This window comes from Paraburkholderia terrae (genome assembly GCF_002902925.1).
Classification (GTDB): domain Bacteria; phylum Pseudomonadota; class Gammaproteobacteria; order Burkholderiales; family Burkholderiaceae; genus Paraburkholderia; species Paraburkholderia terrae.
This window is the reverse complement of record NZ_CP026113.1, coordinates 2,551,338-2,575,626: the sequence shown is the minus strand read 5'-3', so window position 1 is coordinate 2,575,626 and position 24,289 is coordinate 2,551,338. Positions and strand designations below refer to the sequence as shown.

Below are 24,289 nucleotides of genomic sequence, written 5' to 3'. Positions count from 1 at the left end.
GACACAGAGACACTCATGACTTCAATCGTTGATATCCACCCGCACATCATTTCCGACGACGAAGGCGCTTATCCGCCCGCGCCGCTGTTCGGCAAGCGCTCCGAATGGTCGAAGGAGCGCCCGACGACCGTCGAGACGCTGATCGCCGCGATGGACGACGCCGGCGTCGCGAAGGCCGCCGTGGTCCATTCGTCGACCACTTACGGCTTCGATAACAGCTACGTGGTCGACGGCTGCGCGCAATATGCGGATCGTCTCGTGGCGGTCGGCTCGGTGGATGTGCTGCAAGAGGATGCGCCGAAACGTATCCGCGAATGGGTCGGACGCGGTCTCGCGGGCCTGCGTCTCTTCACGGGCGGCAGCACGAAGGAGTTCGACCCGAGCGAACTCGACGATCCGCGTTCGTTCCCGGCATGGGAACTGTGCGCGGAACTCGCCCTGCCGATGTGCATCCAGACGGGCCCGATCGGACTGCCGCAGGTGACCGCGCTCGCGCGGCGCTTCCCGACTGTGCCGATCATCCTCGATCACCTGGGCCGCCCCGAAGTCGCCGATGGCTCGCCTTACGCGAACGCTCAAAGCCTGTTCGAGCTGGCATCACTCGATAACATCTACCTGAAGCTCACGCCGCGCATTTTCGGCGACGTGAAGAAGGAAAAGGCGAGCGCCGAGACGTTCTTTCCGCGCGTGGTCGAGGCCTTCGGCGCGCAACGGATGGCTTGGGGCTCGAACTTCCCCACGTCGCCGGGAACGCTCGCCGAGATTCTCGCGACCGCTCAGACAGGTCTCGCGAGCCTGAGCGACGAAGATCGTGTATGGATCTTCGGCAAGACCGCGCAAAAGCTGTATCCGACGCTGGCCTGACGTCAGCGGGCGACTCGAACCGCACAAGACGCCAGCGGCACGCAGCATCCAAACAAAACTGAAGAGAAGCTAAAGATGGAGACAAACAAATCTGGGCGACCAGGCATCGCGAGCCGTTGGGCGACACTCGCGCTCCTTGCGATCGGCGTGTTGGTTTCCTTTATCGATCGCACCAGCATTTCTTCGACGCTGGCCGACGCGGGCTTCATCCGGCATTTCGCGCTGACGGATATCGATCGCGGCTGGATCAACTCGGCCTTCTTCTGGTCGTACGGTCTGTTCCAGGTGCCGATGGGCTGGGTCGCCGACCGCTATGGCGTGAAGTGGCCGTACGCGATCAGCTTCGCGTTGTGGTGCATCGCGACGGCGCTGATGGGCGCGGTGACGGCGCTCGCGAGTCTCGTCGTGATGCGTCTGATCATCGGCATGGCGGAAGCCATCGTGATTCCCGCGAGCTACCGCTGGATTCGCAACAACTTCGACGAAAGCCAGAACGGCCTCGCGGTCGGCATCCTGGCAATGGGCAACAAGTTCGGCCCGGCGCTCGGCGCGCCCGTCGGAGCCTGGTTCATCGTCAACTACTCGTGGCAGGTCATGTTCATCGCGACGGGCCTTGTCGGATTGATCTGGCTCGCGCCCTGGCTGCTGGTGGTGCGCAACGATCTGCCGTCGAAGGCCGAACTCACGGCGAGCAATCGCAGCGCCCGCACCGTGAGCCTCGCGAGCATCCTGGCGAGCCCCGTCGTGTGGGGCGGCATGATCACCAACTTCTGCTACGGCTATTTCACGTTCTACTGCATGACGTGGATGCCCGCCTATCTGGTCGAGCAACGCAACCTGTCGATCTCGCGCTCCGGGCTGTTCACGTTCTTCAGCTTCGCGGGCATCGCTATCGTCGCGGCGCTCGCCGGATGGGCCGCAGACCGCGTCATCGCGCGAGGGCGCAATCCGATTCGCGTGCGCAAGGCATTCACGGTGGCGGGCTTTATCGGCGGATGCACGGTGTTGCTCGGCGCGTATGCGCATACCGTCGAAATGGCGCTGTTCTGGAACGTGCTGTCGCTCTCGCTGCTTGGCTTTGTCACCGCGAACAACCTCGTGCTGTCGCGCCTGACGCTGATTCCGAAGCAGGCCATCGGCCTCGTCACGGGCGTGCAGCAGGTTGCCACGAGTCTCGCGGGCGGCATCGCGGCGAGCCTGTCGGGATGGCTGCTGCATGTCAGCGGAAGTTATGACCTACCGATGATGGTGATCCTCGGCTTCCTGCTGATAGGCGCGACGGCCACGCTGATTCTGTACCGCCCCGAATGGGCGCCCAAGGTCACCGGGTCGCACGGTTCGCTGCGGCAAGCCTGACTGGCCTGGTTAGCCACGCAAAAACACAGCATGGCCGGGACCCGGCCCTGAAGAACCTGTTCAATCATTGAGAAACCATATATGGCGAAGATCGTATTCGGGATGGCAGTGCCGCATAGCGGCATGCTGGGCCAGGCACCGGAAGACTGGCTCAAGAACGGCGAGCGCGATCGCAACAATCCGGAACTGTGGTATCGCAACCGGACGTGGACATATCCCGAACTGGAAGCGCACCGCGAAGCCGCGTTCGAGAAGTATCTGACGCTGGAAGAACGCACCGCGCGCGCCGCGCGCTGCCGTGCCGCGCTCGACGAAATGGCGGCGGCATACCGCGACGCGAAGATCGATGTCGCGATCATTCTGGGCAAGGATCAAAAGGAAATCTTCACTGACTTCTCGCCGTCGATTGCGATCTACAGCGGCGAGGAAGTACACAACGGTCCGCCGCAACGTTCCGTGTACGCACCGGACCATCACGTCACACACAAGTGTCATCCGCAACTCGCCACGTATCTGATCGACCATTTCCAGAAAGAAGACTTCGATCTGACCGATCTGTTCGCATGGCCCGACAACGTGTGGATGAAGCCGCTGCCTGAGTATCCCGTGGTGCCGCATGCGTACAGCTTCGTGTATCACCAGATCATGAGCGACGATCCGCCGCCGCATGTGCCCGTCATCATGAACTGCTTCTATCCGCCGACGCAGCCGTCGATGTCGCGCTGCATCGAGTTCGGACGCGTGTTGCGCGACGCGATTACCGCATGGCCCGAGGATGTGCGCGTCGGCATTTTCGCGTCGGGTGGACTGTCGCACTTCGTCAATGACGAAGAGTTCGATCACCGCATCATGAAGATGCTGGCCGAGTACGACTACGACGGTCTCGCTGCCGTGGACGACCGCTCGTATCAGTCGGGCACCTCGGAAATCAAACTCTATGTGAGCGTGATGAAGGCCGTGCAGGAAACGGGCGCGGAGATGACGCTGGTCGACTACGTGCCGTGCTGGCGCACACCCGCGGGAACCGGCGAAGGCATGGGCTTCATGTACTGGAAAGCCGCTGACTGATCGTCATCGTTTATCGCATTGACCCAATTCAAAAGAGAGTAAAGACCATGAGCGATTCGCGCCTGAACAGCATCATTCGCGCTTTCGAATCCGGCAAGCCCGCGTTTGCCGCGTTTTCCAAACTGGACAAACAGTCGGCCATCGAGATGAGCGACGCGCCGTATGACGGCATCGTCTTCGAAATGGAGCACAACCCGTACGACGTGTCGGCACTCGGCGACGCGTTGCAATACATGCTCAGCCGCAAGCAGATCGTCGAATCCGGCTCGGTCGCGCCACGCGTGACGCCGATCGCCCGTATTCCCGCCAACGGCGCCGAAATGAATCAGGCGTTTGCGAAGCAGGTGCTCGATCGCGGCGCGTATGGCGTGGTGTGGCCACATGTGTCGACAGTCGAGCAGGCCTATAACGCCGTCGCGTCGTGCCGCTACGCGCGACCCAACAATGCTCCGCTGTACGAGCCGAAAGGCATACGCGGCGACGGCCCGGCAACGGCCGCGCGCTACTGGGGCTTGAGCATGGCCGACTACTACAAGAAGGCCGATGTGTGGCCTTTGGCGCCGCATGGGGAAATCCTCGTCGGATTGATGTGCGAGAGCACCGAGGCGATCGAAAACCTCGACGACATTCTGTCGAATGTGCCCGGCATTGGTTTCATTCTGATCGGCGAAGGCGATCTGAGTCAGCAACTCGGCTATCCGCGCGACTACGAGCACCCCGTCGTAGCCGATGCGATGCGGCAGATCGTTTCGATTTGCCATAAGCACAATGTCGTCGTCGGCAATCCGCATGTGAACGCGAAGAATCACAAGCGGTTGCTGGAAGAAGGTTACCGCTTCCTGATGTCGGCGCCGCTGAAGAGCTATGGCGTCGTCGGCATGGCGCGCGAGATGGCGGGGTATTGAATGAACGGAGCCGAACACGTAGTCGAGGTCAGACTGCAATTCATTCAAGCATAAGGACGGAGATCCATGACTACCACTCTCACTGAGGTGCCGACGCTGCGCACCAATCTCGCCACTTATCCCGTGACGAAGGCGATGAAGGACGGACGGGTTGCATCGGACCTCGTCAATCTCGACTTCTGCGGACCGACGCCCGCGCATAACGGCTTCAAGGCGATGGTGCGCGAGAACAAGTTCGATGCGGGTGAACTGGCGATCGTCACGTTCCTGCAGGCCAAGGCGTATGGCAAGCCCTATGTGCTGCTGCCGGCGCCGATCTCGGGCCGCTTCCAGCATCATTGCGCGGGCTTCAATATCGACTTTGGCCATTTGAATCCAAAGGATATCGAAGGCAAGAAGGTCGGCGTGCGCACCTATACGCAGACGACGGCGCTGTGGATTCGCGGCATTCTGCGCCACGAATACGGTGTCGATCTCGACAAGGTGACGTGGATGACACTCGGCGACGGCCATCTCGCCGAGTATCGCGATCCGAACAATTGCGAGCGCTTGCCGGCGGGCTCGTCGATCCCGCAGATGATGCTCGACGGCGAACTGAGCGCTGCGTTGCTCGGCGAAGACATGCCGAAAGACCCACGCGTGCGCACGCTCGTTCCCGATGCGCAGGCTGCCGCGAAAGACTGGTTCGCGCGTGAAGGCGTGGTCCCCATCAATCACATGTTCGTCGTGCATGAGGACCTTTCGAAGAAGCACCCTGACGTGGTTCGCGAGTTGTACCGGATGATCGTCGAAAGCCGCGCGCTGACGGAAGGCGGCGTGCCCAACGTGTTTCCGCCTATCGGGCTGGAGGCGAACCGCAAGGGCATCCAGCTGGCCATCGATTGGGCGCTCGATCAGAAGATCATTCCGCATCGGCTGACGGTAGACGAACTGTTCGATGACGTCACAGGCAGTCTGGGCTGACAGCGACGCGTCACAGTGACGACATACAGGAAGAAGCAGTAAGAGACAGAAACACAAAGCGCTCAAGACAATGGAGACGCAGGAGCGGTCGGACAATTCGGTCCGCTCTCTGACGCATAATCAACTGGAGGCATTTCGCTGTGTATTTGACTTCGTCATTGAAGAAACTATTGGCATGCATTGCAGCAGGGGGCGTTTGCATCGTGATACCGGCCGTAGCCGGTGCAGCGCAGAACGGGGACCTGTTGCTCAACCGTATCGGACCTGTGACGTCCGAGTTGTATGTCTCGAATGCAGACGGTTCAGGCGAGCACCGCCTGATCGCAACCGATGGCTTCGACTATCACGCTTCCTTTTCGAAGAATGGCCAGTGGATCGTCTTCACGTCGGAGCGCGATGGGCTTGGCCAGTCGAATCTGTATCGCGTGAAGATCGACGGGACGGGCTTGCAACGGCTCACCGATCACATCGCCGTAGACGATGCCGCCGTCATTTCGCCGACCGATCCGAACCTCATTGCATTCGTTTCGTCGCGCAGGGGCGAGGCGGGTTTCGGCACGACCAACGTGTGGACGCTGAACATCGCGACGGGCGCGCTGAAGAATGTCACGGGGTCGATCGCGTTCGATCCGGGCAAGCCGCATAGCTACTTCCGGCCTTCGTGGTCACCGGACGGCAAGTGGCTCGCGTTGTCGTCGGATATCGGCTCCGACTGGCGCGGTCATAACCTGCCCGTCGGCTGGGAGCGCACGCAGGAAAGCAGCATCTATCTGATCCGGCCCGATGGCTCCGGATGGAAGAAGATCGCGGGCAATCCGGGTTTCGATGAAGGCTCGCCGTCGTGGTCGCAGGATGGCAAGCAGGTCGTGTTCTATGAAACACCCGTCGAGTCGACGTGGGGCGCGCATCGTCCCGAGGGGATCAACTCGGTTAGTTCGCAACTGGTGTCGGTGGATGTATCGAGCCTTGGCAGAACGACGTTGACATCGACGCCGGGCCTGAAGGTGTTTCCGCAATACGTGAGCGCGACGAACGTTGCCTATCACGTCAAGGGCGGCGACACGGAAGGCATCTACACGACGGCGGGCACGTTCCGCTCGACAGCGGGTACAGGTATCCGCTCGCCGCGCTATTCGGCGGACGGCAGCAAGATGGTCTATGAGAAAGTGACGTTCCGCCCGGCGCACGCGAATGGAACGCCGCTCTTCAGCTTCGACCGCGCATGGAACTACAAGTACATCGACGTGTTCCCGCAGCTGTCGGCGGATCGCAAGAAACTGGTGTACACGGAAAAGGCGATCAATTCGTCGATTGCCATCATCAACCCCGATTTCTCCGGCTATACGCGCATCTACGATCCGTCGACGAGCGGACTCGATCCGGACATGGTGAAGAAGGGCCTCGCAGGCGCATTCCAGCCGACGTGGTCGCCGGACCGTCAATGGGTCGCGTTTGGCGTGGGTGACTGGTTCTTCACACGTGGCGCGGGTCCGGGCCGTATCGCGCGGATCAAGGCCGACGGCAGCATGAGCGGACATCCGGAAATCCTGACGGACGGCTCGATCAACGCAGGTTTTCCGAGCTACTCGCCGGACGGCAAGAAGATCGTTTATCGCGTATGGAGCCAGAAGGTGCAGGGTCTGCGCATTCTCGATCTGGATACGCGCACCACGACGGTCCTGACCACGGAAGCGGACAACCTGCCGGGCTGGTCGCCGGACGGCACGAAGATCGTCTTCACGCGCAAACAGATCAACCCGACCGATCCAAACAAGTTTAACTATGACGTGTTCACCATCAAGCCGGATGGCACGGGACTGAGCCGCCTGACCGACGACGGCTCGAACCAGGGGCACGCTGTGTGGACGTGGGATGGGCGTATCGCGTATAGCTCGGGCACGTATGGTTTCAGGGACGAACTCGCGCTATACGACAACAGCTTCCAGCCTGACGGACAGAACTGGGTGATGAACGCCGACGGCAGCGATCAGCACGCCATCACCGACACGCTGTGGGAAGAAGCGATGCCGATGTACATTCCGAATCCCTGACCGGTTGATTGCATCGATATGAAAAAGGGCGCTGTGTTTTTGCACAGCGCCTTTTTGCATTTGCTAACCGACGTGCTTGCGCTTGACTCAGGCGAGTCGGAACTGCTTAACGGAAGCGCGCAGGCGTGCAGCCTGATCGTCGAGAGATGCAGCCGCCGCCGCAGCCTGTTCGACCAGCGCGGCATTCTGTTGTGTGACTTCATCCATCTGCGAGACAGCACGGTTGACCTGCTCGATGCCCGTGCTCTGTTCGGTCGATGCCGCTGCGATCTCGCCCATGATGTCGCTCACGCGTGCAATCGATTGAAGGATTTCGCGCATCCGTTCGCCCGCGTCGGCAACCTGACCGGTGCCTTCGTCGACACGCACAAGCGATGCCTGGATCAGCGCCTTGATGTCCTTCGCCGCCGATGCGCTGCGTTGCGCAAGCGAGCGCACTTCGCCCGCGACGACCGCGAAGCCACGGCCTTCCTCGCCGGCGCGCGCTGCCTCGACGGCCGCGTTCAACGCGAGAATGTTGGTTTGAAACGCAATGCCTTCGATCACGCCGATGATGTCGCCAATCTTGCGCGACTGTTCGACGATGCCCTGCATCGTGCCGACCACCTGGTCGACCGCTTCGCCGCCGCTCTTGCTCGCCGCCGACGCCTGCACGGCAAGCTGGCTGGCCTGGCGCGCGTTGTCGGCGTTGTGCTGCACGGTCGTCGTCAGTTGCTCCATGCTCGCGGCCGTTTCCTGCAGCGATGCCGCCTGCTCCTCCGTTCGTTGCGACAGGTCGGTGTTGCCTTGCGAGATTTCACTCGATCCCGTTGCGATGGATTCGCTGGTGAGCTGGATGTCGCGCACGAGTTCGCGCAATTTGAGCTTCATCTCGTGCAGCGCGAACATCAGGCTGCCGCGATCCGCCGATGCGAGATCGATCTCAGCGGCCAGATTGCCTGCCGCGATCTGCGCGGCGAATGCGGCGGCGTCCGCAGGTTCGCCGCCGAGCGTCTTGCGAATGCTCTTCGTCATGTACCACGCCATCAGGCACACCACCGCGAGAATCGCCGCCGAAATCGCGAGCAGGCGGGTGGCGGTACGCCAGAAGGCAGCGTCGATGTCGTCGTAGAAAAAGCCGGTGCCGATCCACCATTCCCATTCGGGAACCGCGACGACGCCTTGCAGCTTCGCCTCGTACTTGCCGTTCTGCGAGCGCTGGATCAGCACGTCGACGAGTGCGTAGTGACTGTTCGACAAACCACGCCGGTAAGCGTCCAGATCCGTTTCGCCCGGCAACGCGCCTTTCCCGACCATGCGCCTGCCGATCAACTCGTCGACGGGATGCACGAGCATCAGGCCGTTTGGATTCATCACCCAGTAGTAGCTCTTCTTGTCGGCGTTGAGCGCATTCAATGTGCGTTTCGCAGCCGCCTGCGCTTCGTCTCGCGTCATCTTGCCGCTTGCTTCGAGCGCGCGGTATGACTGGATCATGTGTTCTGCTTTCGTCAGAAGATTGACCGCTTCGGCCTGGCGGTTGGCAATCAGCGCATTGCTCAACGCATGAAGCGACACGGCGACGACACAGGCTATGCCCAGTAGTGCCACGGTGACCAGCACGATCAGTCGGGTGGAAATTCTCATTGGTTTGCGGTTGGAATCGTTAGGGCTCTGCAAGGTTTATCGGCTGGATGCCGGATAAATTGAGTGCAGGGCGAATTCGAATTCGCCATATCGCGCCCAGTTTTTCTTATCGCCCAGACGTGCAAAGCGCGGCAGTTGCCGCGCTTTCGATTGGACGGTCGTCGGGAGTAATGTGGTGCGATGGAGACCGCTTTAATAGCGGACGTAATTGCTATAACGAGCGCACAAACGACGATTGGCAACCCGCTTGACGGGTCGCCAATCATCGCACTCAGTCACGCCGCCGATCAGAAGTGAATTTCTGCCATGAGCATTGGTGCGGACGTGATGGTGCCGACTGTTTCGCTGGTCGGCGTGCCGTACATGTGATGCCAATACTCATAGCCGACACCAGCGTAGACCGCGCGAGGATGACCGGCGAACGAGCCGAGATCTGCGAGCAGCGAGACGCGCGTGAGGAACTCGGTGGTTGTCTCGACGCCGAAGCCGTCCTTGCCTTTCGGCCCCGTCACACTGGCGAAGCCGCGGAAAATGAATGGAACGGGACCGGCCCTGAACGGAAAGAGCCACGAACTCTCGATGTGCCACGCCGTATGAAAATGCACGTCCACGCCGGTAATGCCGTTGTGATTGCTCTCGGTTCGCGCACCTGCCGTCAGATTCAGGAAGCCGCGCGGCAAGGCGAATTCGATGGTCGGACCGAATACGAGCATCCGCGCGCGCTCCGCGTAAGCGTCGTTCTTCGCGCCGAACTCATAACCGCCGGTGAAACCCACGTCGCGGATGATGCCGATGCCCACGCGCCGTCCAAGAATCTTGCCTGCGCTCAGTTCGACGCGGCCGATGCTATACACCTCTTGTGCGCCACCTGACGACGGACCGCCCGCTTCAGGATTCGCAGCGTTGGAGACGAGGTAATCGACATTGAACGCGTAGCTGCCGAACCGGAAGCCGCCCGTTGTTGTGAGCGAGCCGATGTTCTGCACGATCTTGGCGCTCATGCCCGGATAGTGGAAGTCGTTGCCGTAGCGGTAGCCGATATATGTATCGTTCCATGACACAGGCGGCTCGCCGGGTTCCTCGCCCGACTTCAGACTCGGCGCAGTGAGAGGCGCAGCGGTGTTCGTTTGTGTCTGTGGCTTTTGCGGCGCATCCTGCGGCGCTGAAACGGCGGGCGCGGTGTAGACCTCCGCGTACGTGGGTTCGCTCAAGCAACAGAGCATTGCCGCGCCGAGAAGCGATGTGCGCAAAGCTACCGATATGTTTTTCATGTCTCCGTCCAATGTGCATTTGTTATCAACCCCGCTTTGTCCAGCTTGCTGGAGGACGAACAAGGAGCAAGATGCTCGGGGCGTAGTTGTGAGAAGCCGTCTGGACCATCAAGCGTGGCCGCTTTCGGGCTCCCGGTCCGGCCGCACCGCCGACGTGTGGTTGAACGAATCAACACGGAAAAGGGTGTCGCGGTGGGAAGAAATACTATTGAATGCCTCGACGTTTGCCTTTACACAAAAATCAGATTCGCTGGCATTTTTGTGTGGTGTGTTGAAGCGCAGTCGAGTGGTCGTCTCGAATCGTCGTCGATCGTTCGCTGATAAAAAATGCCAGTGAATCTGACTTTTGTGTAGGGACGCGCGAGCGGGCCACACCTATTCTTGCTCTCACAAGACAATGCGTCCGGCGGCTGGAGTCTTCTTCCGGTTGTCGGCGAGCGAAGTCAACAGGAGACGCGATTGCCCGGCAAGGTCGCCCCAATTGAGCAGTCGATGAGCATTCGCTCACACCTTGCACCTTCTCCCGCTTCCCTACGACCCGGACACACGCCACGCCGCGTATCCCCGTCGTCTCGCCGCGCAGCCGCGCACGCGACGCAATCAGCTCTACGAATTTAATCAACGGAACCACATGCATGGCTTCGTCGTGAGTTATGCATTCACGACGATCCGGCTGGTTCCAGAAAAAGCAGAGACTGTTCGGAGACGAAATGAAGAAGCTGATCGTTATCGCATCGGGCGTCGCGAGTGTATGCGCCGTCAACATTGCACACGCGCAATCGTCGGTCACGTTGTACGGCGTGATCGACAATGGCATCGAGTATCAGAATCCGGGTACGGGGTCTGTGACGCGTGCGGAATCGGGCGGACTGTTTGCGAGCCGATATGGATTGAAAGGCAGCGAGGATATCGGCAGTGGCCTGCACGTCAACTTTCAACTGGAGCAGGGCTTTTCAGGCGTGACAGGGGCGGCTTCGAATTCGGCCGCCGCCTTCAATCGACAGGCATGGGTCGGCATGTCGGGTAGCTTCGGTGAGATGCGTTTTGGGCTTCAAAACACGCCTCAATACATCTTCATGAACCCCGAACTCGATCCGCTCGCAGTGATGAGCGTCGCGTCGCCGATGAACAACTTCAACAGCCTGACGGTGCGCGTCAACAACGCGATCTCCTACTTCACGCCGACCGTCTACGGCCTGACTGCGCAGTTCATGGTCGCCATGCGCGATGCGACGACAAAGCCCACGAACGGATTGCAGTTCTATAACGCGGCTGTCCGTTACGTGAACGGACCGTTCCGCGCAGCGGCCGGCTATGAGCAGGCCGCCAACGCGGCGGGAACGTCGATACTGAAAATTTTCAACGCTGGTGCGTCTGTTGGAGTAGGCGCGGCGCGCTTCTATCTGGCGTACCACACAGAACGGCAAACCGACGACAGCACGAAGCGCGAGGTCTACGAAGCATCGGGATCGTATCTGATCAGTCCCGCCGACACGGTGGCGCTGCTGTACGGTTATGCGCACGATAGAACGGGTCAAGGAAACAACGCGCAGCAAGTCGGTCTTGCTTACGAACACTTTCTTTCCAAGGTCACGACGCTTTACGCATCGGCCGGATTCATCCAGAACCGGAACCAGGCGCACTTCACGCTGAACGGCACGGCGTACACGGGCGTGACGGTTGCGCCCGGCAACAATACGCGCGGCATCACGCTCGGAATGGTGCATACGTTCTGATATCTGGAAGGAGGCAGCGCGTGCGTTGGGGTAAATCGCAGGTCGCTGCGTACGGTACGGTGTGCGAAGATGTGGAGCAACCTGGAGACGGTGAATCACGCAGGGACCCAGTCCTGTGATACTGAAATAACGATGGCGGCCGACACCCAGTCAGCCAGACCGTCAGAGAGACATGATGACGTACAGTGCCATGGCAAAGGTTCAACCCAAGTGGAACGACAAGGCGAAGCACGCCACCGTTCCCAAGGTCCGTTTGTACGTTGAACGCCCTGAAGAAAAGAACTGGCTGGTGCATGTGGGACATGTGACGGACCGGGGACGTTGGCGAACAGAACCTCACGCGCATCCGGCCTACGGGCAAGTCATATTCGTTCGTAGCGGGCGCGGCGTCATGAACCTGGAAGGCAGCAGCGTGCCGTTCGAAGGTCCCTGCGCATTGCTGTTGCCGACAGAATGCGTTCACGGCCTCGACTACGAAGTCGATGTCGACAGATGGGTCGTGACGATCGAGGTCGCCTATCTGACGCAAGTCAACGCGAAGCTCCACGAGTTCATCGAGTTGTGGGCGTCGCCGCGGATGATCCCGCTCGCGGAATCCGCCGACGCGGGAATGGCGTTCTACAGCCTGATGCAGCGCCTCAAGGATGAGGTCGAGTCCGACGCGGTCGGTCATGTGGTCGGTGCGGAAGCAATGCTGACCACGCTGCTGCTGATGTTGCTGCGTGAAGCGCGGCTCGACCAGACGGGCAGCGAGAGTGCAACGCGCAACGATATCCGCCTCGTCGACCGGTTCCGCAAACTGATCGACCAGCATTACCGCGAGAACCTGCCGCTGCAAGACTATGCATCGAGGATGGCGGTGTCATTGGTTCAACTTCGCGCAGCCTGTGCTTCCGCCACAGAGCAAAGTCCCACCAAGATGATTCACGCGCGGATCATCACCGAGGCTAAGCGCGATCTCATCTTTGGGAACATGTCGGTGGAGCAGATTGCTTTCGGGCTTGGCTTCGCTGATGCCGCGTACTTTACGCGCTTCTTCCGCAGAGAAGTGGGGCAGGCACCGAGCCAGTTCCGCGCGGCGGCGCGACAGTAGTCGCAAGCGTCTGCATTGCTACGTGCCGCAGTAATCGGATCGGAAAATACCAGCGAATCCGATTTTTGTGCAAGGACGTCCAATTGCATATCGACTACGCTTAGCCCATTTGTTCTCCAAGCTAACCGCTGATGACTCGGTCCCTCCAGAGAGACAGGCTAACGCGTTACGGATTCGTCGCTGCATTCATCGCGCTGACGTTGTTGACGGGATTGATCAGCGCATGCAAGAGCGCCGCGACGCGGCCGAGCGATGCGCAAACGGATCTCGTCTATGTAGGTACGCAAAATAGCGAGATTCGCGCGCTGCACTTCGACACGTCGACCGGCAAGCTGAGTGCGATCGGCACAGTAGCGCAGGGCCCGAAAGCGACGTGGATCGCCGCGCATCCCCGACTTCCCGTGCTTTATGCCGTCGATGACGACAGCGCCAGAGAAGGCAGCGTCACCGCTTATGCAGTACACCGGGCATCGGGCGCGCTAACGAAAATGAAGGTGGTTCTCGCTGGCGGCAGCGGCACGACGAATCTCTGGCTCGACATGTCCGCGACGACCTTGCTTGCCGCGAATTTCGGTGGTGGTTCGGTGTCTAGCATTGCGGTCAATTCCGATGGGAGCCTGGGCTCGCGGGTGTCCACGATCAAGGAGACGGGCTCCGGGCCGAATCGACGACAGGCGAGCGCGCACGCGCACAGTGCCGTAGTCGATCCGTCGGGGCGATATGTGCTCGTTCCCGATCTCGGCGCCGATCGCGTGTTCATCTATCGCTTTGACCTCGCGACGCATGCATTGATGACCGGCGACGACGCTGGTCTGCATCCGTTCGTCGTTCCGCCTGGCAGTGGCCCTCGTCATATCGCGTTTGGTCCGGATGGCACGCTCGCTTATCTGCTCACTGAGTTGTCGGCGGAAGTCATGGTGCTGCGCTGGGATGCGACGAACGCGCGCCTGACGCTCGTGCAGTCGTTGCCTGTCAGCAATGCGGCGTTTCAAGGCGTGAAGAGCGGGGCGGAAATTGCGATCAGCCAGGATGGCCGCTTTGTCTATGTCGAAAACCGCGGCGAAAACGAACTGGTCGTTTATCGCGTGAATCCTGAGTCAGGCATGCTTTCGCTGATTCAGCGCGCGTCGTCGGGTGGCGACAAGCCGTGGGGCTTTGCCATTCATCCGTCTGGGAAGTGGCTGCTGGTCGCTAACCAGCGTAGCGGGAAAGTGAATGTGTTCAGCATCGACCGCACGACGGGCATGGTGTCGGATACGGGAGAATCGGTCGATATGCCGACACCCGTTAGTGTTGCCTTCGTGGAGTGACGAACCAGAGTACGCGTTGCTACAACTCGAACGTGGTGCCCAGGGCGGGACTTGAACTCGCAACTCGAAACCTTCGAGTTGATGTCGCTGTCCCGGGGCAATGGTCAAGCAAGGACCGTCCACACTTTCTCAGACGAGCACCCGCAAAGTTGGCGCGCCATGACAGCACCGCATTGCTCGCATAGATAATGCTCAATAGCGGTTACGCCTTCGCATTGGCCTATGCCTATCAACTTCATGCCTTCTGCGCGTGCAATGTCAGCAGGCCGCCCTTCGAGACTGGCGCAAACGGTACAGTCGTCCATAGTTTCTGCCTCCTGGTGGAAAACAGGCCGTCGACACTGGAGGAAAAGCAAGCCCGTTGGAGCGGGCCAAGGTGAGGAACCCGCGAGCAGCCCAGGCGGGCACCTCGAGTATCGCGCGACAATTTTCCACACGTAGTTATTTTCAGTGATTTCTTGATTGGAAATCGTCAACGAATCAAATCGATGGGCGTGTGGAGTTCGGTTTGGACACAACTGCGAGACCGGCTAGGAATTCGTTCAGGCAAGGCAAGCCCTTCGCCCGAGCATCGAGCCTATTCATCCGGATAGATAGCTGCCTGCAGGAAATCGGGGCAGAGCGCGCTCGTGCAAGTCAGCAACCTATCGCCACCGCCGAGATGACCGCTGAAATTTGCTGCGACGCAACGCGGACGTGGAAATTCCGTAGAAATGAATCGTTTGACGGCCCATCACGCGACAATTCATACAGGGCGAGCCTTCTAGGGGGATTGGTGCTCCAGACCGGCTAAATATATGTTTGACTTCACGGGATTTATCATTAAGATAGGCTCATGAATTGCTGCAACGCAGCATGTGAATTGGGCGACATGCCCCTATTTTTGGAGTCAGCCATGACCACGCTCGTACCGGAACAAACGATTAGCGCCACCAAAGCAAGCGTCGACACAGTCTTCGGTCTTGCGAACAAAGCGCTCCACGGGTTCGAAATGCTGCTTGAACTCAATACACAGACGCTCAAAGCGACTCTGGCCGAGGTGCAGGAAGTCGCTGTCCAGCCCGTCATTGGCAAGGGTCCGCAAGCAGCCTTCGCAGTTCAAACGAGCCAACTTCAGACTGGCGTTCAAAGGGCGCAGGGCTATTGGAAGCACGTAACCGAAATTGTCTCGAGCACTCAGGCTGAGTTCGAGGAGGCGGCCAAAGTGGTTTTCAAGCAACCTTCATTCGAACCCAAAGCCTGGTTCGACAACATGTCGAAAAATGCGCTGCCGGGAGGCGACACGATTGTTGCCTTCTGGAAGTCGAGTTTCGGCGCCGCGAGCCAGGCCGCTGATGCAGCGTATGCGGCAGCCACAAGGACGACCAAAAAGGCCGTCGAAACCGCTGTCAGTCAGGCGTAGCGCTAGAGACGGGGTCTCGGTCGGAAGACCGGGACTCCCAGTGGGTCCGGGTTGTCGCTCTGTCCGTGGAGTAGTTGAACGATTCTCCTGTTGGCCGTATTCGATATTGAGCCGATTGCTGTACGGCCCAGTTGGCGCGGCATCATCTCAAGACTTGATAAGGACGCGTCGGGCTTGGGCCCACGCCGTTGACTCGACGTGCGTCCAGTATCCGCAGCGCGGCATTTCCTTTGTCCGTGATCGCGAACATGGTTTGGCCTTGCTCCGACTCGACGAGATAAACCAACTCGCTTTCCCGAAGCGAGATCACGTGTGGTGCCGCTGCAATCAAATCGACGGGTGCATGAAGTAGCAGCAGGGGTGTAGCAATTTCATGCGCAGCGTTGCTCTGGAAGCGCAGTCACGTTCAATAGCCTTCATGGCGATCCCTCTGTTTTGAAGGAAACGCTTCGCTCGTCGTATTTCAATTGACTGCAAACATGTCGTCGTTGCGACGGCGTCCGGGCGTCAACTGCCAATGTTTTTCAGCCATCCGGTAGTCCGGAAAGACGCCCATTGTGCTGCGCGGCAAGTTCGCATAGGGTTTATTCTTGCGGGGCGTGCTTTCTCGGCAAGCCTTGGCAAACGATGGGGACGCGATTGACGGTGGACCGCGACACTCCGTCGTCTGAGGACATTGAACGCACCTACGACGCGGCCGATGGCGTCTGCAAAACGCGGCCTATTTCAATTTTGGAAACAATCATGGCAACCGGTACTGTGAAGTGGTTTAACGATGCGAAGGGCTTTGGCTTCATTACGCCAGACGATGGCGGCGAAGACCTGTTTGCGCATTTCTCGGAAGTGAAGGCGGAGGGCTTCAAGTCTCTTCAGGAGGGGCAAAAGGTGAGCTTCGAGGTCAAGCAAGGACCGAAGGGCAAGCAGGCGGCCAACATTCAACCGCTCTGATACCTGAGAGCTTTTGCTGTCTCGCAAGGAATTGTCCGCCTAGGTGGACGGTTCTTCTTGCAACTATGTGCCGTTCGCGAATGCGGACGGGCCACGTGCTTTTGATTGCCCACGCCCGCATGTGATGACACGCTCACCGCCTGCTTGAGGGCAACGCACTCCGCAGAACCGGGCGCCAAGCAGGATTGTGCGAAATGTGAAATGTGTCATTGAAGGCAGCGAGCGCGCGACGTGGAGGGTGGGCGCGTCGGCGAGAGTCGTCAAGCGCCGGGCGGGCTTATCGTCTACGCCTGAACAGCCCGGTCCGCTGTCGCGACTGATATCCGAAATTTTCTCGTTTTGGCCGGCGTGAGCGTGGTTCGAGCGCCAGCTCGCGAGCTTCGGTTGCCTGAGGCGAGCTTTCCGACAAACCGCCGTTGTTCCACATCCAGAGTGGCAGAACGGTAACGACAGCCCAGTTACCGATGTCCTGCACAACGACAAAACAGCGGTCGTCCACTTTGCTGTAGATAAGGCAACAGCGGCGGCTGGGCGGAACCTCCTCAAGCAACACGCATCGACCTTCATCCAACATTTCTCGAATAGATGTTGCCGATAACGTAGACCGTTGACTCACCCGTTCCTTTGCGTGAAGTGCAACCCACGACCGTCGAGAACTGGACCGTCTTCTGGAGAAATGAATCGTTGCCTCCTGCGCGTTAGTGGTTTTCTCACGCAAGTCTATGTCGCGTTCGGTCTCATTGCTACGTGACCAGCGAATCTCATGAGGGCTTGGCGGGCTTTATCATGTTGTCCGCCGGTAGCATGCCAGGCAAGGCATCGACAAAAAAATCAGCCTGCAATGCGGCTCCAGCCTGGACGTCGTATTGAGAGAAGTCCCGGACGCCAGCTGCCAATAGTACTTCGTCATCGAGAAAGAAATTTCCCGAGCACTCCCTGGATGGGCGTGTCAGGATAAAGTAGGCCGCGTCGGCAACTATCTCCGGTTTGCGACACGTAGCAATCATGTCTGCGCCGCCAATCTCGTTTCGCACGGCAGCGGTCGCAATCGCGGTTCTTGGCCACAGCGAATTGACGGCGACGCCACGGTCCTTGAACTCACCGGCCAGCGCCAGTGTGAACAGGCTCATCGTGTATTTGGCAATTGTGTATGCCGGGAAATCCTTGAACCACTTGGGGTCCGTGACCAGCGGAGGCGACAGCGTAAGGATGTGTGGATTCGGCGAATCGAGAAGGTGAGGCAGGCAGGCCTGAGCACAGACAAACGTGCCTCTGCCGTTCACCCCATGCATCAGGTCGTACCGTTTGACGGGGGTATCCAGCGTTCCCGTCAGCCGGATGGCGCTAGCATTGTTCACGAGTATGTCGATGCCGCCGAACACGTCAACGGCCTTGGCAACCGCGGCCTTTACGCGTTCTTCATCGCGAATGTCGACGACAAGCGGTAGCGCCTTTCCGCCGGCAGCTTCCACGGCGGCGGCTGCCGTATGTATCGTGCCGTCTAGCCGCGGGTCCGGGTCGGCCGTCTTCGCTGCAATCACGACGTTCGCGCCGTCACGTGCCGCCCGGAGTGCAATGGCAAGTCCGATACCGCGACTGCCGCCTGACATGAATATCGTCTTGCCGGTAAGCGCCATGGTCGTCTCCAGGTGATATTCAACAGCCTACGCTTCAGTAGCTGGCCGCTTTGACAACGTTGCTTTGAGCGAGGCAACCAGCGATGTCAAATGCGACGATTCACGTTAGAGGGATTCGCGCCGTAAAACGGGTGCCTGCGTCGGCGGTGGAAACCACCTCGAGCGTGCCAGCGTGTGCTTCAACGATCTGCTTGCAGATGTAGAGACCGAGGCCTAATCCGCCGCCAGGTGCGCTTGTCGGAGGTCGCCAGTATGGCTCGAATACCTTCGCCAATAAATGCGGCTCAATAGGCTCTCCATCGTTGGTGACCGAGAGAACCAGATGAGTCTCGTCACTGCTCGCTTCCACGACAACCGGCGCATCGGTCGATCCGTGCGTAAGAGCGTTAGCTAGCAGGTTGGATAGCAACTGCTGGATGCGCCCAGTGTCGCAACGGACGGTTGCTCGAACATCAAGATGGCTGGTTACAATGCGCGATTCATTTGCGGCGCGAAGCTCGTCGACGACCGCGCGCAGGTGTACTGCGAGGTCTTCGTCAGGCGTGATGGCGACTCTCATCCCTGACCCGAGTCGAATTCGCGCGAAATCCATCACGTCGTCGATTAGCCGACTCATCCGGAACACCGTCGCTTTAAGGCGCTTCCCCATGTTCGTCAGGTCTGGGTCAGCGTGACGACGGCTCAGTATTTCGGCGGTTGCATTCACGGCTGCGAGTGGGTTTCGCAGGTCATGGCCAAGCACGGCGATGAACTGCTCTCTCAGCGCGGCCGTTTCCCTTTCGCTCATCAGTTGTGCTTCCGTCGACCACTGGCGCTTTTCGCTTTCCAGTTGCATCGCAATCAGATTGGCGAAGACCTCAAACATCCGGACGATGCGTGGCTCCGAGACTTGCGCCGGCCGGGCGTCAATTGCACAGAGGTTTCCGAAATACTCACCGTTCGGCAAGATGATTGGAACGGAGATGTAGCTTTCCAGGCCGTAGATTGCAGGGGTGTGGTGACCTTGGTAGGTCGGATCCTCACTGAACTTGTCGATGATGATAGGCGCGCGTGCTGCGCGAGACTCAAAGCACAGCGTCGTCTGGAGTTCCAGTTGGCCGCCGGGCTTCAACCCGAAGCCGACGTTGTCCTGCACGGCGCAAGCGGTCCAACTGGTGTCAGTGACTCGCGCAACAGCCGCGAATCCCATTCCCGTCTCATCACAAATCATGCGCAGAATGGACGGTACGGCGGAAATCCGGGCTACCGCACCAAGGTCGCGGGCAAGCGACTCTTGCGAATCGAGTGAAACCGGTAAATTTGGCATCTATACCACCCCGTGGTTTGGTCCATTTTGCAACATTTCTTGCGCGGTCGGGCGCGAATACCCGGCGCATCTATAAACTGGGCCCGCATTTCGCAATCGACCACGCGTTGCGATTGCTCCACGGCTAAACGATCAGTCCTGTCCCTGACAAACTATCATTTCAACATTTCTTGAAATATAGAAATGGAGCGAGTAAAGTGGTCGACATGGACACGATCAATGCCGTACGCGCGCTCGGCGCGCTCGCTCACGAATCCCGCCTCGCCATCTTTCGCCAGCTCGTCATTGCCGGCCCTGAAGGTATGGCGGCGGGTGAAATCGCGCAGCAGTTGGGGATTTCGCCTTCCAGCCTGTCGTTTCACCTGAAAGACCTCACGCACGCTGAACTGGTGAGTTCGCGACAGGAGGGGCGCTTCGTCATCTACACCGCCAACTTCGATGCGATGACCACGCTGATCGGCTTTCTCACTGAGAACTGCTGTGCCGGCGCCCCCTGCGCCGCCAGCGACCTTTCCAACTGCTGCGGAGACTAGCCATGAAACGCATGCACATCCACGTCGCGGTCGAGAACCTTGCGGACAGCGTCCGCTTCTACAGCGCGATGTTCGGCAACGTCGAGCCGACGGTTACGAAGAGCGACTATTGCAAGTGGGAGTTGACCGATCCGCCCGTGAACTTCGCGATCTCGCAACGCGGCGCGAAGCCGGGCGTCGACCACATCGGCATCCAGGTCGAAACCGATGGAGAACTTGCTGAGATGAACGCGCGCTTCGCCGCGGCCGCACTCCCTGTGCAACGCCAGAGCGGCACCACGTGTTGCTATGCGAAGTCCGACAAGGCGTGGACCGTCGATCCGCAAGGCGTCGCGTGGGAAACCTTTCGAACGCTCGAATCGGCGCCCGTCTACGGGCAGTCCCATATCGAGGCACTACCAGTGAGCGGATCGACGGCAGCCTGTTGCGTTCCGTCCGAGACCGCTATTTCATTCCGGAGCCGCCAATGAGCGACAAACCTTATTCCGTGCTGATCCTCTGCACGGGCAACAGCGCGCGCAGCATCATGGCTGAAGCACTCTTCAACGTGCTTGGCAAAGGCCGCTTTCGCGCATACAGCGCGGGCAGTCATCCATCCGGCGCGGTCAATCCGTTTGCGATCGAGCGATGCAACGCCTTGGGCTATGACACGGCCCAGACGCGCAGCAAGAGCTGGGACGAGTTCGCCAAACCCGACGCACCGCAGATGGACTTTGTCATCACCGTGTGCGATCAGGCCGCTGGCGAGGTCTGTCCGATCTGGCCTGGCAAGCCCGTGACGGCGCATTGGGGATTTGAAGATCCCGCCGCCTTCCAGGGAACCGACGACGAGAAGCGCAAGGTCTTCGACAAGGTGTATCGACAGATCATGAACCGCGTGAGCCAGTTCGTGAACCTGCCTTTGCACGTTCTCGATCACAACGCGATCCAGCGCGAAATGCGCGCGATCGGCGAACGCCCGGCGGAAGAAGCCAATGAGCAGCACTGAGGTTCGCACAGCCGTGCGCCCGGCGATCGGTTTTTTCGAGCGCTACCTGACGCTGTGGGTTGCGCTGTGTATCGTTGCCGGTGTGGTGTTTGGGCAGATACTTCCGCGCGTGTTTCAGGCGATCGGCCGTATGGAAGTGGCGCATGTCAACGTGCCCGTCGGGGTGCTGATCTGGATCATGATCATCCCGATGCTCGTGAAGATCGACTTCGCAGCGATGAAGCAGGTCGGCAGCCAATGGCGTGGTATTGGCGTGACGCTTGCGGTCAACTGGCTCGTCAAACCTTTCTCGATGGCGCTGCTCGGTTGGCTGTTCATCCGTCACGTGTTTCGGCCGTGGCTGCCCGTCGAGCAGCTCGACAGCTACGTCGCGGGTCTGATCCTGCTGGCCGCCGCGCCCTGCACGGCGATGGTGTTCGTCTGGTCGCAGTTGTGCAAGGGCGATCCGTATTTCACGTTGTCGCAGGTCGCGCTGAACGACTCGATCATGATCGTGGCGTTTGCTCCCCTCGTCGCGTTGCTGCTCGGCTTGTCCGCGATTACCGTGCCGTGGGATACGCTGATCGCGTCCGTCTGTCTGTACATCGTCATTCCCGTGATCCTCGCGCAACTGCTGCGGCGCCATCTGCTTGCGCGCGGCGAAGCGCATTTTCGCAGCGTCGTTGCGCGCCTTGGCCCGTGGTCGATCTGCGCATTGCTTGCGACGCTGGTCCTGCTGTTCGCGTTTCAAGGCCAGGCGATTGTCGCGCAGCCGCTGGTGATTGCGATGCTCGCCGTGCCGATCCTCGTTCAGGTGTTTCTGAACTCGGGGCTCGCCTATCTGCTCAATCGCCGGCTTGGCGTCGCACATTGCGTGGCTGGACCATCGAGTCTTATCGGCGCGAGCAACTTCTTCGAACTCGCAGTCGCGACGGCAATCAGCCTGTTCGGTTTTCATTCGGGCGCGGCGCTCGCGACAGTGGTCGGCGTATTGATCGAGGTGCCCGTGATGCTGCTGGTCGTCGGCATCGTGAACCGTTCGCAGGCCTGGTATGAATCAGGGCACCGGCAAGCCGCGCCCAGCCTTCGGAGAAACTGACCATGCTGAGCGATCTGCCGAACATCAGCGCTTCACATTTCGAAACACCGCAACTGGAGAAGCTGACACCCGCGGCTGTATCGACGCATCGGCCGCGCATCCTGCTGCTGTATGGGTCGCTGCGGGCCACGTCGTACAGCCGGCTGCTTACGCTCGAAGCCGAGCGCATCCTCCGGCATTTCGGCGCGGACACACGCATATTCGATCCTCACGGCCTGCCGCTCGCCGATAGTGTCGCGGCAGACCATCCGAAGGTCATCGAACTGCGCAAACTGTCGGAGTGGTCCGAAGGACAGGTATGGTGCAGCCCCGAGCGTCACGGCAATCTGACGGCCGTATTCAAGAACCAGGTCGACTGGCTGCCGCTCGAAAGCGCGGGAATACGGCCGACGCAAGGCCGCACGCTCGCTGTCATGCAGGTATGTGGCGGCTCGCAGTCTTTCAACGCGGTGAATGCGCTGCGCGTGCTCGGCCGCTGGATGCGGATGGTGACGATCCCCAACCAGTCGTCGGTTGCGAAGGCCTGGCAGGAGTTCGATTCCGACGGCCGGATGAAGCCCTCTGCGTACTACGACCGCGTGGTCGACGTGATGGAAGAGCTGTTCAAGTTCACACTGCTTGTCCGGGATCGTTCGGACTATCTGACCGATCGCTATAGTGAACGGAAGGAGGCAGCGCCCGCGCTGGCAAGCACGCTTGCCAGCGCGGCGATGCGACACGAAACCGGTTCGAATGCCGACACCGACGACAGCGAAACGGAATGAGCGCGGCCACGTTCATGCGCGGATAGAGACGTGGGCGCCCTTTCAGTCAGTGACGATTTCACTCCGCGGTAGTCACCTCGTCCGCTTCGCGCGCGGCTTGCCTGACGCATCGCCTTCCTGCGGGTCTTCGCTTTCCAGCTGTCGCTTGTCGGATTGCTCGAATGGGGGCTCGACGGGCGCATCGTCCGCGCCTTCGGCTTCGATCTGCCGGCGTGCCGTATCCCAGTACTCGTCGGCATGTTTCTTGGGATCGTCGTCCCGCTCCCAAAGTTGATACGCACGTTCGCGAATCCGTTCGTCGGTGCTGCGTTCGCCATCATATTCAGCCATGTCGTTCTCCCGGGATCAATAGCGCCTTGGCATTGAGCATTCGCGATGCCTGAACCCGGAACGGCGTCGGCCATGTCATCCGATACTTTCGACGGCAGCATCGACCCGCCGGTCGCGCGGGCCGGAGAGCCCGAAATGCCTGGCGAGCGTATCGACGACGTTCTCCGCCATGCTCCGCCGCGTTTCACCCGTCGCCGAGCCGATATGCGGCGTCAACACCACTCTGCGATCGCGTATCAGCGCTTCGGGAACGACCGGTTCGTGCTCGAAAACATCGAGCGCCGCGCCCGCAATCCCGTCTTGCGCGAGCGCGGCAATCAGCGCCGCCTCGTCGACCACAGGCCCGCGCGAGATGTTCACGAGATACCCGCGAGGTCCAAGCGCATCGAGCACGGCTTTATCGATGAGATGATGTGTGGACGAAGAAAGCGGGCAGGTCAGAATCAGCATGTCGCAATCGCGCGCGAGATGGGCGACGTCGTCATAGTACGGAATATCGACCGATTTCCGGCTCGGGCCGAGATACGCGAGGCTTGAGCCAAATGCTTGCAGGCGCTTCGCGATTGCCGATCCAATCGTGCCGAGTCCGACGATCCCGACCTTCATGCGCGAGATCGAACGTCCAAGCGGATATTGTCCGTGCTCCGGCCACGTACCTGTACGGACGAAGGCATCCGCGTTGATGAAGTCGCGGGTAACGGCAAGCGCAAGACCGACGGCCGCATTCGCGACGTCTTCGGCCAGAATGTGCGACGTGTTTTCGATCGTGATGCCGCGCGACCTGGCTGCCTGCACGTCCAGATTGTCGAGACCTGCGCTGTAGCTCGAAATGATCTCGACAGCAGGCACGGCATCAAGAAACGCTGCATCGATCTTCGTCTTGCGCAACGCAATGCCGCGCACTTCATGACCATGCGTCGCCAGAAACGCAGCGGCGGCGTCGGGATCTTTCGGCAGATCGAGAACATTGAACTGCGCCCTGAGTTCCGCATTGGTCCACTCGGGCAATTCCGCCGCGTTGAGTATGGTTGGCTTCAGCGTGTCCGGTTGTTGCATAGCGTGA

General features: G+C 59.8%; 22 protein-coding genes. 16 read left to right on the top strand and 6 right to left on the bottom strand.

Annotated elements, in window-relative coordinates; translation table 11 throughout:
- The first annotated feature begins 15 nt into the window (after positions 1-15).
- From C2L65_RS41320 to C2L65_RS41295, 6 genes are all read left to right on the top strand, one after another.
- Complete coding sequence (locus tag C2L65_RS41320; protein WP_042305738.1) at positions 16-864, top strand: amidohydrolase family protein; 849 nt, start codon at positions 16-18, stop codon at positions 862-864.
- 75 nt (positions 865-939) lie between these two features.
- A complete protein-coding gene (locus C2L65_RS41315) occupies positions 940-2,220 on the top strand; it encodes an MFS transporter (RefSeq protein ID WP_042305676.1) in 1,281 nt (426 codons plus the stop codon).
- Positions 2,221-2,301: 81 nt separating this feature from the next.
- Positions 2,302-3,288: a DODA-type extradiol aromatic ring-opening family dioxygenase gene (locus C2L65_RS41310; RefSeq protein ID WP_042305675.1), complete on the top strand. Its 987-nt coding sequence runs from the start codon at positions 2,302-2,304 to the stop codon at positions 3,286-3,288.
- 47 nt (positions 3,289-3,335) lie between these two features.
- The gene (locus C2L65_RS41305) at positions 3,336-4,193 is read left to right on the top strand and encodes an HpcH/HpaI aldolase family protein (protein WP_042305674.1); all 858 of its coding nucleotides are present in this window, start codon (positions 3,336-3,338) and stop codon (positions 4,191-4,193) included.
- 66 nt (positions 4,194-4,259) lie between these two features.
- Positions 4,260-5,156 carry a substrate-binding domain-containing protein gene (locus C2L65_RS41300; protein ID WP_042305673.1) on the top strand — a complete coding sequence of 299 codons (897 nt, stop codon included), beginning with the start codon at positions 4,260-4,262 and terminating at the stop codon, positions 5,154-5,156.
- A gap of 245 nt (positions 5,157-5,401) precedes the next feature.
- Positions 5,402-7,207, top strand: coding sequence for a hypothetical protein (locus C2L65_RS41295; RefSeq protein WP_233446670.1), 1,806 nt, complete (start codon positions 5,402-5,404; stop codon positions 7,205-7,207).
- An 87-nt stretch (positions 7,208-7,294) separates the two neighbouring features.
- Here C2L65_RS41295 and C2L65_RS41290 read toward each other — a convergent pair whose 3' ends face one another.
- A complete protein-coding gene (locus tag C2L65_RS41290; protein WP_042305672.1) occupies positions 7,295-8,830 on the bottom strand; it encodes a methyl-accepting chemotaxis protein in 1,536 nt (511 codons plus the stop codon).
- A gap of 287 nt (positions 8,831-9,117) precedes the next feature.
- Entirely contained in the window at positions 9,118-10,041 is a 924-nt protein-coding gene (locus C2L65_RS41285) for a hypothetical protein (protein ID WP_156132253.1), read from the bottom strand.
- Between the two features lie 770 nt (positions 10,042-10,811).
- Between C2L65_RS41285 and C2L65_RS41280 the strand changes: the two genes are divergently transcribed.
- The 5 genes from C2L65_RS41280 (at position 10,812) to C2L65_RS41245 (ending at position 16,590) form a co-directional block, all read left to right on the top strand.
- Complete coding sequence (locus C2L65_RS41280; protein ID WP_042305736.1) at positions 10,812-11,837, top strand: porin; 1,026 nt, start codon at positions 10,812-10,814, stop codon at positions 11,835-11,837.
- Positions 11,838-12,228: 391 nt separating this feature from the next.
- A complete protein-coding gene (locus C2L65_RS41275; protein ID WP_233446669.1) occupies positions 12,229-12,930 on the top strand; it encodes a helix-turn-helix domain-containing protein in 702 nt (233 codons plus the stop codon).
- Between the two features lie 131 nt (positions 12,931-13,061).
- Positions 13,062-14,240, top strand: coding sequence for a lactonase family protein (locus tag C2L65_RS41270; RefSeq protein WP_081920798.1), 1,179 nt, complete (start codon positions 13,062-13,064; stop codon positions 14,238-14,240).
- An 895-nt stretch (positions 14,241-15,135) separates the two neighbouring features.
- Positions 15,136-15,642, top strand: a complete 507-nt coding sequence (locus C2L65_RS41260) for a phasin family protein (RefSeq protein WP_042305734.1) — start codon at positions 15,136-15,138, stop codon at positions 15,640-15,642.
- A 744-nt stretch (positions 15,643-16,386) separates the two neighbouring features.
- Positions 16,387-16,590, top strand: a complete 204-nt coding sequence (locus tag C2L65_RS41245; RefSeq protein ID WP_042305669.1) for a cold-shock protein — start codon at positions 16,387-16,389, stop codon at positions 16,588-16,590.
- Between the two features lie 761 nt (positions 16,591-17,351).
- On the opposite strand, the gene C2L65_RS41240 is transcribed toward C2L65_RS41245, so the two are convergent.
- Both C2L65_RS41240 and C2L65_RS41235 read right to left on the bottom strand, forming a co-directional pair.
- Positions 17,352-18,227: an SDR family oxidoreductase gene (locus tag C2L65_RS41240; protein ID WP_042305668.1), complete on the bottom strand. Its 876-nt coding sequence runs from the start codon at positions 18,225-18,227 to the stop codon at positions 17,352-17,354.
- A 100-nt stretch (positions 18,228-18,327) separates the two neighbouring features.
- Positions 18,328-19,533 (bottom strand): GAF domain-containing sensor histidine kinase, encoded by a 1,206-nt coding sequence (locus C2L65_RS41235; protein ID WP_042305667.1) that lies wholly within the window; start codon positions 19,531-19,533, stop codon positions 18,328-18,330.
- A 206-nt stretch (positions 19,534-19,739) separates the two neighbouring features.
- Here C2L65_RS41235 and C2L65_RS41230 point away from each other — a divergent pair, with 206 nt between their 5' ends.
- The 5 genes from C2L65_RS41230 to arsH are packed head-to-tail and all read left to right on the top strand — an operon-like array spanning position 19,740 to position 22,896.
- On the top strand, positions 19,740-20,066 hold the full coding sequence (locus tag C2L65_RS41230; RefSeq protein WP_042305733.1) for an ArsR/SmtB family transcription factor: 327 nt from the start codon (positions 19,740-19,742) through the stop codon (positions 20,064-20,066).
- A 2-nt stretch (positions 20,067-20,068) separates the two neighbouring features.
- Positions 20,069-20,536, top strand: coding sequence for an ArsI/CadI family heavy metal resistance metalloenzyme (locus C2L65_RS41225; RefSeq protein WP_042305666.1), 468 nt, complete (start codon positions 20,069-20,071; stop codon positions 20,534-20,536).
- Positions 20,533-21,054, top strand: a complete 522-nt coding sequence (locus C2L65_RS41220; protein ID WP_042305665.1) for an arsenate reductase ArsC — start codon at positions 20,533-20,535, stop codon at positions 21,052-21,054. The genes C2L65_RS41225 and C2L65_RS41220 overlap by 4 nt, the downstream gene beginning before the upstream one ends.
- Complete coding sequence (arsB, locus tag C2L65_RS41215; RefSeq protein WP_042305664.1) at positions 21,041-22,132, top strand: ACR3 family arsenite efflux transporter; 1,092 nt, start codon at positions 21,041-21,043, stop codon at positions 22,130-22,132. Before C2L65_RS41220 ends, arsB begins: the two co-directional genes overlap by 14 nt.
- Positions 22,133-22,134: 2 nt before the next feature.
- Positions 22,135-22,896 (top strand): arsenical resistance protein ArsH, encoded by a 762-nt coding sequence (gene arsH / locus C2L65_RS41210; protein WP_042305663.1) that lies wholly within the window; start codon positions 22,135-22,137, stop codon positions 22,894-22,896.
- Positions 22,897-22,968: 72 nt separating this feature from the next.
- Here arsH and C2L65_RS41205 read toward each other — a convergent pair whose 3' ends face one another.
- Both C2L65_RS41205 and C2L65_RS41200 read right to left on the bottom strand, forming a co-directional pair.
- On the bottom strand, positions 22,969-23,226 hold the full coding sequence (locus tag C2L65_RS41205; RefSeq protein ID WP_042305662.1) for a DUF2934 domain-containing protein: 258 nt from the start codon (positions 23,224-23,226) through the stop codon (positions 22,969-22,971).
- A gap of 75 nt (positions 23,227-23,301) precedes the next feature.
- The gene (locus C2L65_RS41200; protein ID WP_042305661.1) at positions 23,302-24,282 is read right to left on the bottom strand and encodes a 2-hydroxyacid dehydrogenase; all 981 of its coding nucleotides are present in this window, start codon (positions 24,280-24,282) and stop codon (positions 23,302-23,304) included.
- Positions 24,283-24,289: the final 7 nt, after the last annotated feature.

What these genes read in the sequence shown, in the direction of transcription:
- arsB (WP_042305664.1), top strand. Translation starts at nt 21,041, where the DNA reads ATGAGCAGCACTGAGGTTCGCACAGCCGTGCGCCCGGCGATCGGTTTT.
- C2L65_RS41220 (WP_042305665.1), top strand. Translation starts at nt 20,533, where the DNA reads ATGAGCGACAAACCTTATTCCGTGCTGATCCTCTGCACGGGCAACAGC.
- C2L65_RS41240 (WP_042305668.1), bottom strand. Translation starts at nt 18,227, where the DNA reads ATGGCGCTTACCGGCAAGACGATATTCATGTCAGGCGGCAGTCGCGGT.
- C2L65_RS41310 (WP_042305675.1), top strand. Translation starts at nt 2,302, where the DNA reads ATGGCGAAGATCGTATTCGGGATGGCAGTGCCGCATAGCGGCATGCTG.
- C2L65_RS41280 (WP_042305736.1), top strand. Translation starts at nt 10,812, where the DNA reads ATGAAGAAGCTGATCGTTATCGCATCGGGCGTCGCGAGTGTATGCGCC.
- C2L65_RS41230 (WP_042305733.1), top strand. Translation starts at nt 19,740, where the DNA reads ATGGACACGATCAATGCCGTACGCGCGCTCGGCGCGCTCGCTCACGAA.
- C2L65_RS41270 (WP_081920798.1), top strand. Translation starts at nt 13,062, where the DNA reads ATGACTCGGTCCCTCCAGAGAGACAGGCTAACGCGTTACGGATTCGTC.
- C2L65_RS41290 (WP_042305672.1), bottom strand. Translation starts at nt 8,830, where the DNA reads ATGAGAATTTCCACCCGACTGATCGTGCTGGTCACCGTGGCACTACTG.
- C2L65_RS41320 (WP_042305738.1), top strand. Translation starts at nt 16, where the DNA reads ATGACTTCAATCGTTGATATCCACCCGCACATCATTTCCGACGACGAA.
- C2L65_RS41225 (WP_042305666.1), top strand. Translation starts at nt 20,069, where the DNA reads ATGAAACGCATGCACATCCACGTCGCGGTCGAGAACCTTGCGGACAGC.
- C2L65_RS41205 (WP_042305662.1), bottom strand. Translation starts at nt 23,226, where the DNA reads ATGGCTGAATATGATGGCGAACGCAGCACCGACGAACGGATTCGCGAA.
- arsH (WP_042305663.1), top strand. Translation starts at nt 22,135, where the DNA reads ATGCTGAGCGATCTGCCGAACATCAGCGCTTCACATTTCGAAACACCG.
- C2L65_RS41235 (WP_042305667.1), bottom strand. Translation starts at nt 19,533, where the DNA reads ATGCCAAATTTACCGGTTTCACTCGATTCGCAAGAGTCGCTTGCCCGC.
- C2L65_RS41200 (WP_042305661.1), bottom strand. Translation starts at nt 24,282, where the DNA reads ATGCAACAACCGGACACGCTGAAGCCAACCATACTCAACGCGGCGGAA.
- C2L65_RS41260 (WP_042305734.1), top strand. Translation starts at nt 15,136, where the DNA reads ATGACCACGCTCGTACCGGAACAAACGATTAGCGCCACCAAAGCAAGC.
- C2L65_RS41315 (WP_042305676.1), top strand. Translation starts at nt 940, where the DNA reads ATGGAGACAAACAAATCTGGGCGACCAGGCATCGCGAGCCGTTGGGCG.
- C2L65_RS41300 (WP_042305673.1), top strand. Translation starts at nt 4,260, where the DNA reads ATGACTACCACTCTCACTGAGGTGCCGACGCTGCGCACCAATCTCGCC.
- C2L65_RS41245 (WP_042305669.1), top strand. Translation starts at nt 16,387, where the DNA reads ATGGCAACCGGTACTGTGAAGTGGTTTAACGATGCGAAGGGCTTTGGC.
- C2L65_RS41275 (WP_233446669.1), top strand. Translation starts at nt 12,229, where the DNA reads ATGAACCTGGAAGGCAGCAGCGTGCCGTTCGAAGGTCCCTGCGCATTG.
- C2L65_RS41305 (WP_042305674.1), top strand. Translation starts at nt 3,336, where the DNA reads ATGAGCGATTCGCGCCTGAACAGCATCATTCGCGCTTTCGAATCCGGC.